General features: G+C 72.1%; 12 protein-coding genes. 1 reads left to right on the top strand and 11 read right to left on the bottom strand.

Annotation, left to right across the window (positions count from 1 at the left end; translation table 11 throughout):
* Window positions 1-33: 33 nt before the first annotated feature.
* The 11 genes from V6U86_RS23670 to V6U86_RS23620 form a co-directional block, all read right to left on the bottom strand.
* Window positions 34-1,971 carry a hypothetical protein gene (locus V6U86_RS23670; protein ID WP_334506582.1) on the bottom strand — a complete coding sequence of 646 codons (1,938 nt, stop codon included), beginning with the start codon at window positions 1,969-1,971 and terminating at the stop codon, window positions 34-36.
* 222 nt (window positions 1,972-2,193) lie between these two features.
* Complete coding sequence (locus V6U86_RS23665; protein ID WP_334506580.1) at window positions 2,194-3,900, bottom strand: glycoside hydrolase; 1,707 nt, start codon at window positions 3,898-3,900, stop codon at window positions 2,194-2,196.
* A 117-nt stretch (window positions 3,901-4,017) separates the two neighbouring features.
* On the bottom strand, window positions 4,018-4,845 hold the full coding sequence (locus V6U86_RS23660) for a shikimate dehydrogenase (RefSeq protein ID WP_334506694.1): 828 nt from the start codon (window positions 4,843-4,845) through the stop codon (window positions 4,018-4,020).
* Window positions 4,846-4,934: 89 nt separating this feature from the next.
* Window positions 4,935-6,131, bottom strand: a complete 1,197-nt coding sequence (gene mltG / locus V6U86_RS23655) for an endolytic transglycosylase MltG (protein ID WP_334506578.1) — start codon at window positions 6,129-6,131, stop codon at window positions 4,935-4,937.
* The gene (gene ruvX, locus V6U86_RS23650) at window positions 6,131-6,589 is read right to left on the bottom strand and encodes a Holliday junction resolvase RuvX (RefSeq protein WP_334506576.1); all 459 of its coding nucleotides are present in this window, start codon (window positions 6,587-6,589) and stop codon (window positions 6,131-6,133) included. Before ruvX ends, mltG begins: the two co-directional genes overlap by 1 nt.
* Window positions 6,590-6,661: 72 nt before the next feature.
* The gene (gene alaS / locus V6U86_RS23645; RefSeq protein WP_334506574.1) at window positions 6,662-9,340 is read right to left on the bottom strand and encodes an alanine--tRNA ligase; all 2,679 of its coding nucleotides are present in this window, start codon (window positions 9,338-9,340) and stop codon (window positions 6,662-6,664) included.
* Window positions 9,337-9,642: a hypothetical protein gene (locus V6U86_RS23640; RefSeq protein WP_334506572.1), complete on the bottom strand. Its 306-nt coding sequence runs from the start codon at window positions 9,640-9,642 to the stop codon at window positions 9,337-9,339. The genes alaS and V6U86_RS23640 overlap by 4 nt, the downstream gene beginning before the upstream one ends.
* A 27-nt stretch (window positions 9,643-9,669) precedes the next feature.
* Complete coding sequence (locus V6U86_RS23635; protein WP_112677951.1) at window positions 9,670-10,134, bottom strand: DUF948 domain-containing protein; 465 nt, start codon at window positions 10,132-10,134, stop codon at window positions 9,670-9,672.
* A 157-nt stretch (window positions 10,135-10,291) separates the two neighbouring features.
* Window positions 10,292-10,987, bottom strand: a complete 696-nt coding sequence (locus V6U86_RS23630) for a hypothetical protein (RefSeq protein WP_442935000.1) — start codon at window positions 10,985-10,987, stop codon at window positions 10,292-10,294.
* Window positions 10,988-13,482: 2,495 nt separating this feature from the next.
* Window positions 13,483-15,021: a replication-associated recombination protein A gene (locus V6U86_RS23625; protein ID WP_334506567.1), complete on the bottom strand. Its 1,539-nt coding sequence runs from the start codon at window positions 15,019-15,021 to the stop codon at window positions 13,483-13,485.
* A 74-nt stretch (window positions 15,022-15,095) separates the two neighbouring features.
* Window positions 15,096-15,308 carry a hypothetical protein gene (locus tag V6U86_RS23620; RefSeq protein ID WP_334506565.1) on the bottom strand — a complete coding sequence of 71 codons (213 nt, stop codon included), beginning with the start codon at window positions 15,306-15,308 and terminating at the stop codon, window positions 15,096-15,098.
* Window positions 15,309-15,444: 136 nt separating this feature from the next.
* On the opposite strand from V6U86_RS23620, the gene V6U86_RS23615 reads away from it, so the two are divergent.
* Window positions 15,445-16,185, top strand: coding sequence for a GNAT family N-acetyltransferase (locus V6U86_RS23615; protein ID WP_334506563.1), 741 nt, complete (start codon window positions 15,445-15,447; stop codon window positions 16,183-16,185).
* The last annotated feature ends 17 nt before the right edge of the window (window positions 16,186-16,202 follow it).

The raw sequence follows: 16,202 nt of genomic DNA, 5'->3' as shown, positions 1-16,202 counted from the left end.
ACCTACCGATGCTTCGTTACGAACGGTTGACCGCTACTCTACGGAGAAGAACGTCGATGGGGTAGACCAGGACAACTCGGGCGTCGAGGTGGCGACCACGAAGCCCGTGGCGCCACTGACCACCGCTGCCGGCGCGGCCGTCGGGTCGAACGCCACGCTCCGCAGGTTGCCATCGGTGGCCCCGTAGACGATCCGGCCGTTCACCCAGGCCATGCCCCGCATTCCGGACCAGTTCTGCCCCGTGGTCGGCAGGGTGAACTCGGTAGCGCCCAGGTAGTTACCGTCGATCTCGAAGTAGCGGTAGAAAAGACTGTTCGCCCCGGTACGGGTGTAGTAGAGCCGGCCGTCGAGGAAGAAGGCGCCGGTCAGCAACGCCGGGTTGTACCAGTCGTTGTAGCCGGAAGCCTCCCACGGCGAGCCGATCGCGCCCCCGTTGAAGAGCGAGACGTCGATCCGGCTACCGGTGGGAGTGCCGGCCACCGTGTGCGACCAGTAGATCCGGTCGTCCACCCGCCAGGTCGCGCCGGCCGCCGTGTACGCCGGCTGGCTGACGGTGGTCGCGGTGCCCAGCGTGGTGCCGTCGAACGGCACCTTCGCCAGGGTGCCCGAGGCGGTGCCCAGGTAGAGGTTGCCGCTGGTGGCCGACGGCGGGTTCTTCGGGGCGATCGTGCGTCCGCCGGCGAGCGGGAACATACCGAGCCGGCCGTGGTACTCCTCGCCCATGCCATCGGAGTTGTGCCCAAAGTAGAGGCCGTCCGAGCCGCGCCACAGCACCGGCACCGACGAACCCCAGTTGCTGGTGCCCGACGGCATCGAGGCGCTGCCGCTACGGCGCGGGTTCCAGTTCACCGGCATACCGGTCGCCGGCGTGACGGCGGCGATGCCGAGCCGGTCGATCGCGCCCGTGCCGGCCTTGTCGCTGGCGTTCGGGTTGTTCAGCCAGCGGAAGTGCCCGCCCAGGTAGATCACGTTGTCCGCCACCTCGACCGAGGTGATGGTGTCGTTGCCGGTGAAGTCGACCCAGGTGGCAAGCTGCCCGGTGCCCCGCGCGGCGGTCTCGAAGCGGACCAGGGCGTCGCAGTACGCGCTCGGCCAGCCGCCGCCGCCGTTGGTGCCGACCACGAACCAACTGCCGTCGCCACCGAACCGCACGTCCTGCACGTAGTGCACGAAGGTCGCCGGCGAGGCGCACGGCGCAACGAACTTTTCGGTGCTCCAGTCCAGCACCGTGGGCGTTCCGGAGACGTCCACCAACGCCATCTGGTTGCGCGGCAGGTCGTTGACGAGCGTGAAGTTGCCGCCGACGACCAGCGTGTCGCCGTCCGGCGTGACGTCGATGGCCCAGACGTACGACGCGGTGCCGTGCCGCCCGACGGTGGCGTCGATGCTGAAGCTCGGGTCGATCGCGCCGGTGGTCGCGTTGAGTCGGGCGAGACCGGCGTGCGCGGTGCCGTTGAGCCAGTTGAACGCACCGGCCACGTACAACCAGTTGCCGTTCAGCACCAGGTCCCGGACGTTGCCGCCGTCGGAGCGCCCGACCCAGCTGTCGATGATCGCGCCGGTCGACGGGTTGAGCGCCACCAGGTTCTTGCGGGAGACGCCGTTGACGTTCTTGAAGGCGCCACCCACGATCAGCGTGCCACCGGGGCCGGCGATGAGGGTGTTGACCGCGCCGTCGAGCACCGGCAGGAAGGTCGTCGACATGGTGCCGCTGGTCCGGTCGTACGCGAAGAGGTAGCGCTGCGTGATCCACGCGGAGCTGGCGGTCTGCCGGAGCTGGGTGAAGCTGCCGCCGACGAAGACCGTGTTGCCCACCTGCGCGAAGGCACGGGTTTCACCATCTCGCGCGTGCGGGGTCGAGTCGGCGGGGTTCGCCGACACCAGAGTCGCCGTCGTCGGGGCCGGCACCACGGCGGCCGACGCGGTGGTGGGCACGCCCAGAGCGGCGGCGGTGATCGCCAACGCGACCATCCCCGCCCGAGTACGACGTTGTCCTGCGGAACGCCACAAGTGCGAGAGTATGGGCACGCTGCGCCTCCAGATTGGATGAGAACCCGAGGTAGCGTGCCTCCTCCAAGCTGGTTAACAAAATCCGCCGATTGGGCGGTGCATGAATCCGCAAGCCGACAGAACGCCGGAGGATCGGATGCCCGATCCCCGGCGAACCGCCGTGCTGTCAGTGCGTTTCGACCGTCAGCGGCTGCCTCCCGTGGGTTGCCGCAGGTAAGCGTCCTGCCCGGCCTTGGCGAAGCCGGCGACTGCCGAGGCATCGTGGTTCATCGTCATGTCGCAGGTCGACGTGCGGCTGGTCATGCCGGCCGAGTTGAAGTAGATGGCCGCCTTGATCTTCGGGTGGGCCTTCAGCGCCGCCGGGAAATCCTGGAACCAGCGCTGCTTGGCGCCCAGGTCGGCGGAGTTGAAGTTGGTGCCGAACTCGGCGAGCATCCGGGGCTTACCTGCGCCGATGCCGTTGTCGTCCAACCACCGGTAGAAGCCCCCGACCGTCGTGCTCGGGCTCTTCCACACCGTGCTGCCGTTGCAGACGTGGAAGTTGTACGGGTCGTAGGCCACCCAGTCCACGTACCGGTCACCGGGGTACAGGCCGGCGTACCGGGAGTAATGCCCGGACCAGCCCATCATCGTCCAGACCCAGACCGCGTTGGTCGCGCCCGCGCTGGCGAACCGCTCGTGGACGTAGCGCCAGGCGCGCACGAAGTCGGCGTCGCTTCCCTTGTTCGGCTCGTCCTCCGGCTCGTGGTCGAAGCCGATGAACACCGGCACGCCAGCGGCCCGGATCCGACCAGCGACCGCGTCGATCGTCGCGTCCTGCTTGCCGCCGTACACATCGGACCACTTGAGGGTGGTGCCGGCGGAGAAGTCACGGGACTCCCAGGCGAAGAACATCAGACGGCCCTCGCGCATCTGCTGCTGTTCGTACACGTCGGGGAAGGCGCCGTTGCTGCCGGAGTTGGAGAAGTCGTGGTAGCGGTGCACGATGTCGAACTTGCGCCCGACCTGCGCCTCCACGTCCGCGACGGCCTTGCCGTGGTCCCAGCCGCCGGCCGCCCCGGCGGGTGAGTACATGCCCCACCAGGCGCCACAGGACGGGACGAGCTTGTCCGAGACGGACCCACACTTGCCGGCCGGAAGGGTGCCGGTGGCGCTCGGCGACGCCGTCCGGGTCGGTGCGATGGTGGGTGACGGCTTCGGCGCGGCGGTGGTCGGCGACGCGCTCGGCGACGGCGGCGGCGCCGGCCGGGTGGTCGTCACCGGCGACGGTCGGGCCCCGAGGTCGTAGCTGATCACCAGGCTGGGCCGCAGGTCCACGTTGCGGTTCTCGACCGACGCCCAGTAGATCCGGCTCTCCAGGCCGCTCTGCGCCAGGGAGACCGTCCAGGTGCCGTTGCCGGTGACCAACGTGGAGACATCCCATTCGTTGACGCCCTTGGACACGCTTGTGACGCTGTCCAGGGCGGCACCGGCCGGCGTCAGGGGAGGCCGCGACTCGCGGGCGCTCAGCGGCGAGGCGTGCGCCGTCACCGTGGCGGCGAACTGCTCCCAGGCGTGCACTCGCAGCGTCGCCCGGATGTTGACCGCGGCGGCCGGCAGCGTGGTCACCGCGAACTCGATGACCGCCTCACGGCCACCACGCGGGTTGCCGTCGCAGCGCGTCGCGCAGGTCGCGAGGGTCGTCTTGGCCGCGTTGTCACCGTCCTGCGACACCGTGGTCGCGGTGGTGTCGGCCGTCGCCCGGATCGACAGGTCGTCGCTGGCCAGCAGCGGCATCATGGTCGCCACGATGCCGGCCACCACCGAACCACCGACCACGCCGATGGCAATCGCCTTACGCCGGGGTCCGGAACGGAACCGGGTGATGCGGTGCAGTCCGTGCCTGGTCAAGGAAACTCCCTGTGTCTGCGTCCATAACGGTGAGCAGCGTATCGATGACCAGGGCATGTCGGGGGTAGGACAGTTTTCCGTAAGCGCGTCTTAACCGTCAGCTAAGGTGCGGCTGCTTCAGCCGGCGCGAGCCGCTGCCAACGCGGCGGCCATCGCCGCCCTCGGCGCGGGCACCCCGGTGAACTGCTCGAACTGCCCGACCGCCTGGGCCAGCAGCAGATCCAGACCGGAGACGATCCGGCAGCCGGCCGCGTCGGCGGCGGTCGCCAACGGTGTCGGCCACGGGTCGTAGAGCGCATCGAAGAACACCGCGCCCGGCCGCCAGGCCACCGCGGTGGCCAACGGGTCGCCGACCCCCTTCGGCACCGTGGAGACGACCACGTCGGCGGTGGAGAACCGCCCGGGCGCATCGACCCATCGGGCGGGCGTCAGCACGACACCCAGCGCGTCCCCCACCGGACGCAGCTCCTCGACGGCCTCCGGCCGACGGGCCACCACCGTGACCGACGAACAGGCCAGTTGCGCGGCGGCTGCGAGCGCGGCGCGCGCTGTCCCGCCGGCACCGAGCACCGTCACGGCGGCACCGGCGGTCACGCCGGCGTCGGTGAGCACCTGCACCATTCCGGCGACGTCGGTGTTGTCCGCGTACCAGGAGCCGTCCGGGCGGCGTACCAGCGTGTTGGCCGCACCGACGGCGGTGGCGACCGGCGACGCGGCGTCGGCCACGGCGAGCGCCGCCTCCTTGCCCGGCATGGTCACCGACAACCCGGCCCACTCCGGGCCCAGGCCGGCGACCAGATCCGGCAGCTCCGCCGCCGCGCACTCGATCCGGGTGTACGACCACCCGGTCAGCCCGGCGGCGACGTAGCCAGCAGTGTGGATCACCGGGGAGAGCGAGTGCGCGATCGGCTTGCCCAGCACGGCGGCCCTACGGGTCGGCACGATCACCGCCGGTCGAGGCCGGCGGCCCGGTCACTGTCGACATCACTCCCCCATACGGTCGCCACCAGGAAGGAAGCCATCAGCCCTGCTCACTATTTGATGACCCCGGCCGCCCTCGCCCTGTCCTCGTTGCGCAACTGCTGCTCGTAGTTCTCGGCGAAGGCCGAGTGGCCCTGCTTGTCGATCGCCACGAAATAGAGCCACTTGCCCGGCGGCGTGTTCATCGCCCCGTCCAGGGCTTCCTTGCCGGGGTTGTTGATCGGGGTGGGGATCATGCCGCGCAGCTTGCGGTTGTACGGGTTCTTCTCGTCGTCCAGCTCGGCCGCCGTCATCTGCCCGGAGGTCTTGGTCGGCTTGCCGATCGACTCCAGGTAGTAGTTGACCGTGACGTCCATCTCGAGGCAGTTGCAGGGAAACTCGCCGTACGCCCGGTTGTAGGCCACCCGGGCGACCTTGCCCAGGTCGTCCTTGTTGCCCGCCTCCGCCTGGGCCAGTGAGGCCACGATCAGCGCCTCGTACGGGCTGACCTTTCGTTTCTCCTGCACCTGGTCGGCGAACTTCATCTCCCCGGTGACCGAGAGGAAGCGGTTCACCATCAGTTTGAGGATGCTCTCCGCGGTGGCCTTCGGCGGGATCTCGTAGGTGTCCGGGAAGAGGAAGCCCTCGATGGACTTGACGGACTTCTTGCCGTCGTCGCGCTTGAACCACCAGTCCGGAACGCCGAGCCCTTCCGGGTCCTTCGCGGCGGCTTGGAAGTCCTTGACCGGGATCTTGGTCTTTTCGGAGAGCAACTTGTAGATGTTGAAGCTGGTGCGGCCTTCGGGGATGGTCAGCCCGTTGACGATCTTGTTCTTCAGGTCGAGCATCGCGGTCACGGCGTTCGCGCCGCTCATCTGCTTGCGCAGCTTGTACGTGCCCGGCTGGATGTTCTTGCTGCGCGAGTTGGCGTCGGCCGCCTCGATGAAGGCCTTCTGGCTCTTCACCACGTCGGCCGCCACGAGGGCGTCGGCCATGTCGGCGAGCAGCGCGCCGTTCTTGATCTCGACGGTGACCTCGCCCGTCCCGCCGCCGTCGTAGTCGGGGGTGACGAAGTAGTTCTGGATGCGGTCGAAGCCGTAGAACGCGCCGCCACCGATGGTGCCCAACAGGAGCAGGGCCATCAGCAGCGCCAGGAATGTCTTGCCCCGGCCGCCGCCGGACCCGCTCTTGCGCTTGCGGAAGCCGCGCCGGTGCCGGCCCTTCTCCCCCCGCTCCGGCTCGTCGAACCCAAGATCCAGATCGTCGATCATTACGTCCGCCTCCGCTGCGCGTCCAGCCAGCTCTGCAGGATCTCCACCGCGGCCGCCTGATCGACAACCGCACGTTGACGTTTACCTCGGACGCCACGCTCGGCAAGCCTACGAGAGGCGACCACCGTCGACATCCTCTCGTCAGTGAGCGTTACCGGCACAGGCGCTATCACATCGACCAGTCGGTCAGCGTACGCCTTCACATGGACAGCCGCAGGGCCGTGCTTGCCGGCGAGATTGACCGGAAGACCGACGACGACGCCGACGGCCTCGTGCTCGGCCACCAACGCGGCCAGCTCGGCGAGATCACTGGGCACCGCGTCCGGCGCCGCCGTGAGATCGCGGGCCAGGGTGACCAGCGGCGTCGCCAGGATCCCGTCCGGATCCGAGCGGGAGACACCCACCCGCACCTGACCGACATCCACGCCGATGCGCACACCACGCGTCAACTCAGACACCGGCTGTCACCAACGGCCGGGTACGAACCAGGGCGGGCCACATGGCCCGCCCTGACCGACAGTGATGGTCTATCACGCTTCAGTGATCGCCTTCTCAACGGTGAGCAGCAGGTTCGGCGCCTCGGCCGCGGGCAGGCCGCCGCCCTGGGCCAGGTCGGGGCTGCCACCCCCGCGCCCGGAGAACGCCGCCTTCACCAGATCCGACGCGGCCAGGCCCCGGCTGCGCGCCGCCGCGTTGACCGCGACCACCAGGGACGCCTTGCCGTTCGACCGCGCCGCCACCGCGACGACCGCCGGCCGCGCCGGGTCGATCTTGCCGCGGATCTCCTGGGCCAGGGTGCGCACGTCGTTGCCGGCCGCGCCCTCCGGCGCCTCGGTGCCCACGTACGCGACCCCGCGCACGTCCTTGGCCTGCGCCGCGAGCGCCGCCGCGCCACCCAGCACCAGCTGGGCGCGCAGCTTCTCCAACTCCTTCTCGGCGTCCCGCAGCTGGGTGACTGTCTGCTCCACCCGGTCGGCGACCTGATCGTTGGGCACCCGGTACAGCTCGGCCAGCCGGGAGACCAGCAGGTGCTCCTTGGCCAGGAAGCCGAAGGCGTCCATGCCGACCAGCGCCTCGACCCGGCGGACACCGGAGCCGATCGACGACTCGGAGAGGATCTTCACGAGGCCGAGCTGGGCCGAGCGGGCCACGTGCGTGCCGCCGCACAACTCCCGGGCGTAGTCACCCACCTCGACGACCCGCACCTCCTCGCCGTACTTCTCGCCGAAGAGCGCCATCGCGCCGATCCGCCGCGCCTCCTCCAACGAGGTGATGAAGGCGTGCACCTCCAGGTCGGCCAGGAGCACCTCGTTGACCTGCTGCTCCACGTCACGCAGAACGCTCGGCGACACCCCGGTCGGGGTGTTGAAGTCGAACCGGAGACGACCGGGGGCATTCAGCGACCCGGCCTGCGTGGCCGACTCGCCGAGGAAGTTGCGCATCGTCTGGTGCACCAGGTGCGTGGCGGTGTGCGACCGGGAGATCGCCCGACGCCGGGTCGTGTCGATCTCGGCGAAGCCGGCCTCACCGGCGCGGACCTCACCCCGGATCACCCGGGCGCGGTGCACGATCAGGCCGGGCACCGGCTGCTGCACGTCGAGCACCTCGACCTGCCCGCCACCAACCGTGATCATGCCCTGGTCGGGCTGCTGGCCACCGCCCTCGGCGTAGAACGGGGTGGTGTCCAGCACCAGCTCGATGGTGTCGCCCTCGGTCGCCGCCTGGCGGGGGCCGTCGACGCCGAGCAGCGCCCGCACCGTCGACTCGCGGGACACCTCGCTGTAGCCGGTGAACGTCACCGGCCCACCCGCGTCGAGCACCGAGCGGTAGGCGGACAGGTCGACGTGACCGGTCTTGCGGGCCTGCGCGTCGGCCTTCGCCCTGGTCCGCTGGTCGGCCATCAGCCGCCGGAAACCCTCGTCGTCGACCTTCAGGCCCTGCTCCGCGGCGATCTCCAGGGTCAGATCGATCGGGAAGCCGTACGTGTCGTGCAACTGGAACGCCTTCGCCCCGGACAACGCCAAACCGCCCGCCATGCGGGTTTCCGCGATCGCGGTGTCCAGGATCGTGGTGCCGGCCCGCAGGGTCGACAGGAACGCCTCCTCCTCCGCGTACGCGTAGTCCGCGATCCGGTCGAAGTCGGTCGCCAGCTCCGGGTACGACGGGGACATGCAGTCCCGGGCCACCGGCAGCAGCTCCGGCAGCGCCCTCTCCTGCCAACCGAGCAACCGGATCGACCGGATCGCCCGACGCATGATCCGGCGCAGCACGTACCCGCGACCCTCGTTCGACGGGGTCACGCCGTCGCCGATCAGCATCAACGCCGTGCGCACGTGATCGGCGATCACCCGCAGCCGGACGTCGTCCGGGTGTGACTCACTGGCCACGTGCCCGGAGTGCGCGCCGTACCGCTTACCGGTCAGCTCCGCCGCCCGGGCGAGGATCGGCCGGACCTCGTCGATCTCGTACAGGTTGTCGACACCCTGCAGGATCGAGGCCATCCGCTCCAGGCCCATGCCGGTGTCGATGTTCTTCGCCGGCAGGTCACCAAGGATCGGGTAGTCCTCCTTGGTGGTGCCCGGGCCCCGCTCGAACTGCATGAAGACGAGGTTCCAGTACTCCATGTAGCGGTCCTCGTCGACCGCCGGGCCACCCTCACGGCCGTACTCCGGGCCCCGGTCGTAGAAGAGCTCCGACGACGGGCCGCACGGCCCGGGGATGCCCATCGACCAGAAGTTGTCCGCCTTGCCCCGGCGAACGATCCGCTCGGCGGGCACCCCCACCGACCGCCAGATCTCGTACGCCTCGTCGTCGTCGAGGTAGATCGTCGGCCAGATCCGCTCCGGATCCAGCCCGTAACCCCCCTCGGCGATCGGCTTCGTGGACAACTCCCACGCCAGGGGAATCGCCCCGGCCTTGAAGTAGTCACCGAAGGAGAAGTTGCCGTTCATCTGGAAGAACGTGCCGTGCCGGCTGGTCTTGCCGACCTCGTCGATGTCCGGGGTGCGGATGCACTTCTGCACGCTGACCGCCCGCTGGTACGCCGGAGTCTGCTGACCCAGGAAGTACGGGACGAACTGCACCATGCCGGCGTTGACGAACAGCAGGTTCGGGTCGCTGATGGCGGGCAGCGGAGCGGACGGCACCACGGTGTGGCCATTCGCCTCGAAATGCGCGAGGTACCGCCGCTTGATCTCCGCCGTCTTCATCGCTGGTGTTCCTCCGGAAAGATTTCTCGATCGCCGATTCGCGGGTCTTCCCGCAGGTCGGCGAACTTATCGTCGAACGCCTCGCCCTGGGCGAACGCGTGGTGGATCTCCTGCTCGCGTTCGGCCATCCCGACCCGGACGTCCTCCACGAAACTACGCAGCGATTCAATGAGACCGCCAGCGGATTCCGTCAGCGAGCTGGCAATGCCCGCCGGCGTGTACGCCTGCGCGGTCCGGGTGGCCTTGCGCACCACGACCACACCGACGGCCACCCCGATGCCGAGCCAGAACAAGCGCCTCATGTCCCGCTACCTCCTGGTCCCGGCCGGTCAGCTGTTGCCGCGTCGCGCGGCCCGTCGCTGCTGCTTGATGGTGTCGCGTACCTCGCGCTCGGTCTCGGCGTGCCGGCGGCCGGCGGCGGCCTTACGCACGCCGTAGCCGAACGCGGCCACCTTGACCAACGGGTTGGCCGCCGCGGCGGAGACGACGGTGGCCAGGTTGGCGACGTTGGCGGTGACGTTCTGCGCGTGGCTGGTCATGGTGTCGACCTTCGCCAGCTGGAGGTTCACACCGTCGAGCGAGGTCTGCACCTGCTCCAGCGCGGTGTTGACGTTCTTCACCGTGGTGTTCACGTCACCGAGCAGCGGCGCGGTCCGATCGTTCAAGTCGTTGATCATGCGGGTGGTGGCGTCAACCGTGTGCCGCAGCCGCAGGATGGGCAGCGTCAGGATGAGCACCAGCACCGCGAACGCGGATGCCGCGATCAGCGCCGCGATCGCTCCAATGTCGCCCATGCCTGTCCTCCTCAAGCAGAGTTCCGCAGGACCCGACGTCCCCGGAACGCACAACCATGGCACCCGCGCCGGCCGTCAAGCCCGTCGAGCCGTCGACGTTCACCGGTAGCGGGCGTGCCGCCAGCCCCAGACCCTACCGTCCGTGATGGAAACCGGCTCAGGACGGTGAGGGTGTCAGCTCACCCAGCGGATCCGCACTGACCGTCGGGAACGGATCCTCACCGGTCAGTGAGGGGTCGGTGGTCGGCTGCGGCCTGGTCCGCTCGTCGTCGATCGCATTACGCACCTTCACCGACACCAACGAGCCGGTGCACTCGGTCGCAGCGGCCGACGGGTCGCCGGACGGGACGACTGCCGGCTCGCCGTCCACCGGCGGCGGCACACAGGTCGGCTCGCGTACCCACAGGTCGAGGGTCAGCTCGTCGCGACGCCAGCAGGTGTAGCTGCCCTTCGTCTGCTGCTCCGGGCAGCGGCTCACCTTCCACGGCCGCCACCCGTCCTGACGCAGCGCGTCCTCGTAGGCCTGCGCCGTCTCCTTGGGCGCCTTCTCCGAGGTCACGGTCCGCTCCCGCAACCGGCAGTCGAGCAGGCACCACCGGCTCCCGCTGACGTCGTCGACCGTCTTCGCGGCGGCCCAGCCGGGCACGCCGAGCTGGTCCAGGTTGTCGAAGACCGGGTCACGGCTCAGCGTCCGGATGCCGAAGAAGACCGGCACCGCGCCGAGCAGCACGATGCTGACCAGCGCCAACACCGCCGCGCGCAGGCGGCGTCGTTCCCGGGTCTGCCGGCGCTCCTCGGAGCGGGCGCCCGGTGCGGCGTCGTCGTCCGGCAGGTCCTGGCCGGCCGAGCGCAGCGCCGGTCCGTCGGCGGGCTCCGGTGCCGGCCGGTCGACCGGGCCGGACGCGGAGGGCACCACGGCCGCGGCCCGGGCCACACCGACGGGCTCACCGGCGCGTCCGGGCGGCGGCACGGGCGCGACACCGCTCGGCTCGGCACGACCCGGCTCCCGATGCGGGGGCAGGGCACGTCCGGCGGCACGGTCGGCCGGCGCGGGTCGGCCGACCGGCGCGGCAGGACGGGTCGGCCCCGGTTCACCGGTCGTCCGGTCGTCGGTGGGCGGCTGCGCGCCGGGCGGGCGGACGGCGGCGCGAGCCGGACCGTCGGGACGTGCACGTGGCGGACCGTCCACACCCGGCGGCACCGCCGCACGGGCCGGACCATCCGGACGGGTCGCGTCCCGGGGTGCCGGCGCGACGCCCGGGCCGGGGCGCGGTGGGCCGTCAGCGCCACGGCGTCCGTTGCCGGGTGCCGGCGCGTCGCCGGGGATGGGCCTCGCCCGGCCGGGTGGGGCGGAGCGGGCGGCGCCCCGAGCCGCAGGACCGGCACCGGGGGCGGGTCGCCCGCCGCCGTAGGGGCCGTCGCCGGTGTCGCTGACGGGCCCGGGTCGACCGGGGCCGGCCGTACCGTCGGGGACGGGCTCGGCCGGTGGACGACGTCGTCGCCCGGTCGGGTCCGGGGTGGGCGGTGCGTCCGGTCCGGGCCCCGCGGCACGGCCACGCCGGGCGGTGGGGTCCGGAGTGGATGCCGTCGCGCCGCCCCGCCCACGGGCGGGCCGTTCACCGGCGGTCGGCGGATAGGGCGCCGCCTGCTCTCCGGTGGATCCCAGCGCGTCCGGTCGGACGGCGCGACGGCCGGCCGGTGCTTCCGCGCCCGGGTCGACCGGCGGGCCGGCAGGCCGGCGGGCGGCGGCGCGCTCCGCGGCCGGGTCCGGCACGGCGAGCCGACCGGATGCCTGGTCGGCAAGGTCTCCCGGCCCGGTGGGCGACGTCGGACGGCGACCACCGGCCGGCGGGCTGCCGTCTCGGCGGTTGACCAGGGGTAGGCCAGGGTCGGTGTGTGGCAGGCGACCGGCCTGGCGGAGCCAGTCCGCGGGCCGCTCCGGGCGGTCCGGCCGCTCCGCCCGAGGTTCGCCACCGGGTGGCGTGCGGCGTTCCGGTTCGTCGGAGACGACCCGACGGCGACCGGTGCCGACGGCGGGGCCGACGGTGGGCAGGGCGCCACTGTGCGCACCGGTCACCTCAGGCACGGGTGCGGCACTGCCGGAGCCGGGCACGGATGCCGCGCCGCCCGAGCCGGGCACGGATGCTGCGTTGCCCGAGCCGGGCACGGATGCTGCGTTGCCCGAGCCGGGCACGGGTGGCGCGTTGCCCGAGCGGGGCACCACCGGCTCGTCGGGTTCCGCGGCGCGGCGACGCCCGCCGGCTGCCGGACGGGGACGCTCGGTGTCGCGCCGCTCGGTGGACTCGGGGGCTCCGGGGTCGCCTGGGCCCGGACGACGCCGGGCGGTACGCGGGCCACGATCGATGGCGGGGTTTGGCCGCGGGCCGTGCGCGCTCGGCGGCACCGGGCCAGCCGGCCCGCCGTCGACGCGGGTCGGCCCGGGGGCGGTGGGTGCTCCGGTGGCCCGTGCCGGGTCCGGTGTCGTCCCGGCGGCGCGTCGACCGGCGGGCATTCCGTCGGCGGGCGGCCGGGCACGACCGGGCTGAACCGGCTGCTCCGGGTCGGTTCGGCGGCTCGGCGGGCCAGCGTCCGGACGGCGCAGTGGCGGCATCGCGTCGGGATGCCCGCCGGGTCCGGCGGCGTCCTGGTGACGGCCCGGCGGAACAGCGACGTCCGGACGACGACCGGCCGGGGCGCCTGAGGTCGGTGGGCCCCCGGGTGCGCCGGGAGGGGCCGCTGCACCGCGAGAGCGAGCCGGGCCACCGGGCGCGTCGGGTGCCGGGCGAGGCCCCTGTGGGCCGACCGGGTCACCCCCGCCCGGGCGAGCGGTGGGCGGCGGCGGCGGTACGGCAGCACGGGCGCCGGGCACCGGCTGCACGCCACGGCGCGGCGGCTGGCCGGGTACGCCGGGGACCGCGGCGGGTGGCCGGTCATCCGGGCGGCGGCCCGCCGGCGGCGTCTCCCCCGGCCAGGGGCCGTCGACCGGCCGACGGGCGGCGGCGCCCGGTTCACCCTGTCGCGGGGTCGGCGGCGCCGAGGGCTCCGGCCCGCGCGCACCGGCCGGCTCTGCCGGCGTACGCGGGGTGACCTGTACCGGCGGCCCGGCCGGGTCTGCCGGCGGCAGGCCCCCGCGGGGTCGGTTCGGCTCCGCCGGTGCGCCGTCCGGGCCCAGCTCGCCGCGTTGCTGCTTGGCCGAGCGCAGGTCGTCGATCCAGCCGAACTCCTCGCCGGCGACCGGCTCCTCCGGCTCGGGCTCAGCCGCCCGTCCGCGACCCCAACGACGGGTCTTGGCACGGGGATCGCGCCGCTCGTCCGGGCCCTCGTCCGGGCGGTCCCCACCACGCGATCTCACTGTTGACCCTCTCCTGCGGCGTCGGTGCCGCTGTCCTGCATCATGCCGGGGGCACCCGGGCCCGCCGTCGGACGGGCGGCCCCCGGGGATAGCGCTGGCGCGGTCTGCGCCGTTACGGACGGCTTGGATGTCGGCGTCTCCGGGCGGGCGGCCGGGGCCGGCAGACCGCGCACGATCCGGCGCAGCAGCGGCAGCCGGCCGGCCACCGACCGCTCCGCGCCGTGCGGGCTGGGCTGGTAGTAGTCGGTACCCACCAGGTCGTCCGGGACGTACTGCTGGGTGACCACGCCGCGCTGGTCGTCATGCGGGTAGCGGTAGCCGGTCCCGTGGCCCAACCCGCGCGCGCCGGCGTAGTGCGCGTCGCGGAGCCCCCGGGGCACCGGGCCACCGCGACCGGCCCGCACGTCGGCGATCGCGGCGCCGATGGCGGTGGTGGCCGAGTTCGACTTGGGTGCGGTAGCCAGGTGGATCACCGCCTGGGCGAGGTTGAGCTGCGCTTCGGGCAACCCCACGTACTCGACCGCGTGCGCGGCGGCGGTCGCGACGCTCAGCGCGGTCGGGTCGGCCATGCCCACGTCCTCGCTGGCGAAGATGACCAGACGACGGGCGATGAACCGGGCGTCCTCACCGGCAACCAGCATGCGGGCCAGCCAGTGCACCGCCGCGTCCACGTCCGAGCCGCGCATGCTCTTGATGAAGGCGCTGACCACGTCGTAGTGGGCGTCGCCGTCGCGGTCGTAGCGCACCGCCGCCACGTCGACCGCCTGTTCGGCGGTGGCGAGGTCGATCCGCCCGCCGCCCAGGGCCGCGGCGGAGGCCGCCGCCGCCTCCAGCGCGGTGAGTGCCTTGCGGACGTCACCGGCGGCCAGCCGGACCAGGTGGTCCTCGGCCTCGGTGGTCAGGGCCAGTGCGCCGTCCAGGCCACGCTTGTCGGCGACCGCGCGGCGCAGCAGACCCCGCACCGCCTCGTCGTCCAACGGTTGCAGGGTGAGCAGCACGCACCGCGACAGCAGCGGCGAGATGACCGAGAAGTACGGGTTTTCGGTGGTCGCTGCCAGCAGGGTGACAGTACGGTCCTCGACGGCGGCGAGCAGCGAATCCTGTTGGGTCTTGCTGAACCGGTGCACCTCGTCGATGAAGAGCACGGTCTGCGGGCCCCCGGAACGGCGTTGGCGGCGAGCCGCCTCGATCACCGCCCGAACGTCCTTCACCCCGGCGGAGAGCGCCGACATGGCGACGAAGCGGCGGTCGGTCGCCCCGGCCACCAGGTGCGCGATGGTCGTCTTGCCGCTACCCGGCGGGCCCCAGAGGATCACCGACATCGGCGCCCCGCCGGAGACCAGTTGCCGCAGGGGTGCGCCGGGAGCGAGCAGGTGCTCCTGCCCGACCAACTCGTCGAGGGTCACGGGGCGCATCCGGACGGGCAGGGGCGAATCGTCGGCCACCGCGGTGAAGCCGTCGACACCGGCGGGACCGTCGGGCGCGCTGCGCGACCCGGCGGGTTCACCGAGGGAGAAGAGGGCGTCGGACTCCATCACGAAGACAGTACCGGGCCGGGCCCACGACGCCGGAATCGCGCCGCAGGCCCGCCACCGGTGATCGGTTCCGGTCAGCCACGGCCGGGGCGCCGACCCCGGTACCAGCGGCCGCCGCCACCGCCGCGCGGGCCGCTGCCCACGCCGGCCAGGTAGAGCGAGAGCAGGAGCAGCCCGATGAGCACGAGGGTGTTCCAGTTGAACAGGTCCGGCGCTCCGAAGTTGGTGTCGAGCAGGTCGAGCAGCAGGGCAAAGCCAAAGACGATGGCCGCGAGAATGGCGAGCATGTCGGTCCTCCGGTGGGGGTTCCCAGTAGGTCGGCGCGTGATGTACCCAATCGGTCGGCTCGCCAATCTCCATGGTGGATGTGCCCGCGCCGCGACGGCCCGACGCGGGCGCTGGAACAGGCCCTAGGCTGGCAGCATGATCATCGACGAGCAGGTGCTCCAGGACCGGAGCGCCATTCTGGCCGCCGTCGGCCACCACCCGTTCGCCCGGCACGCGCTGGGTGGACGCCCGCCGGTGCGCGGCTATCAGCGCGACGGCGCCGTGCTGTGGCTGGTCCCGCCCGAACACGGGCCGGCCGGCTGCGCGATCGGCCCGGCCGAGCCGGCGCTGGAGATCTGTGTCGCGCTCGCCGCCGACGGGGTGCTGCGGTCGGGGCACCGGCTGCACCTTCCCCGGCACGATCACGGCCTGCTGGTCGACCGGCTGGCAGTGGCCGAGCACAGCGACTGGGACTTCCACTGGACGGACACACGACCGCCGGCGCAGCCGGACGAGCAGCCGGTGGTACGCCTCACCGCCGCCGACCAGCCGGCGCTGGCTGCGCTGGTCGAGGAGTCGTTCCCCAGCAGCACCGCCCGCCCGGGCGACCCACGGGTGGTGGACTGGTACGGCATCCGGATCGGCGACCGGTTGGTCGCCTGCGGCGCGGACCGCAGCCAGGGTGACATCGGCTTCATCGCCGGCCTGACCGTCGCCCCCGACCAACGGGGTCGAGGGCTGGGCGCGTCCCTGACCGCGGGGATGACCCGGGCACTGCTGGCTCGCCACGACACCGTGGGGCTCGGCGTCTACACCCACAATGTCGGTGCGGCCCGCCTGTACCGTCGGCTCGGCTACACCTTCACCCTCCCGCTCAGCTCGATCCGCCTCGCCTGACCGGCCTGTCGTCCGGC

Origin of the sequence: Micromonospora sp. CPCC 205558 (assembly GCF_036902955.1) — a bacterium.
In the GTDB taxonomy this organism is placed as follows: domain Bacteria; phylum Actinomycetota; class Actinomycetes; order Mycobacteriales; family Micromonosporaceae; genus Micromonospora.
This window is presented reverse-complemented; position numbering and strand designations above follow the sequence as displayed.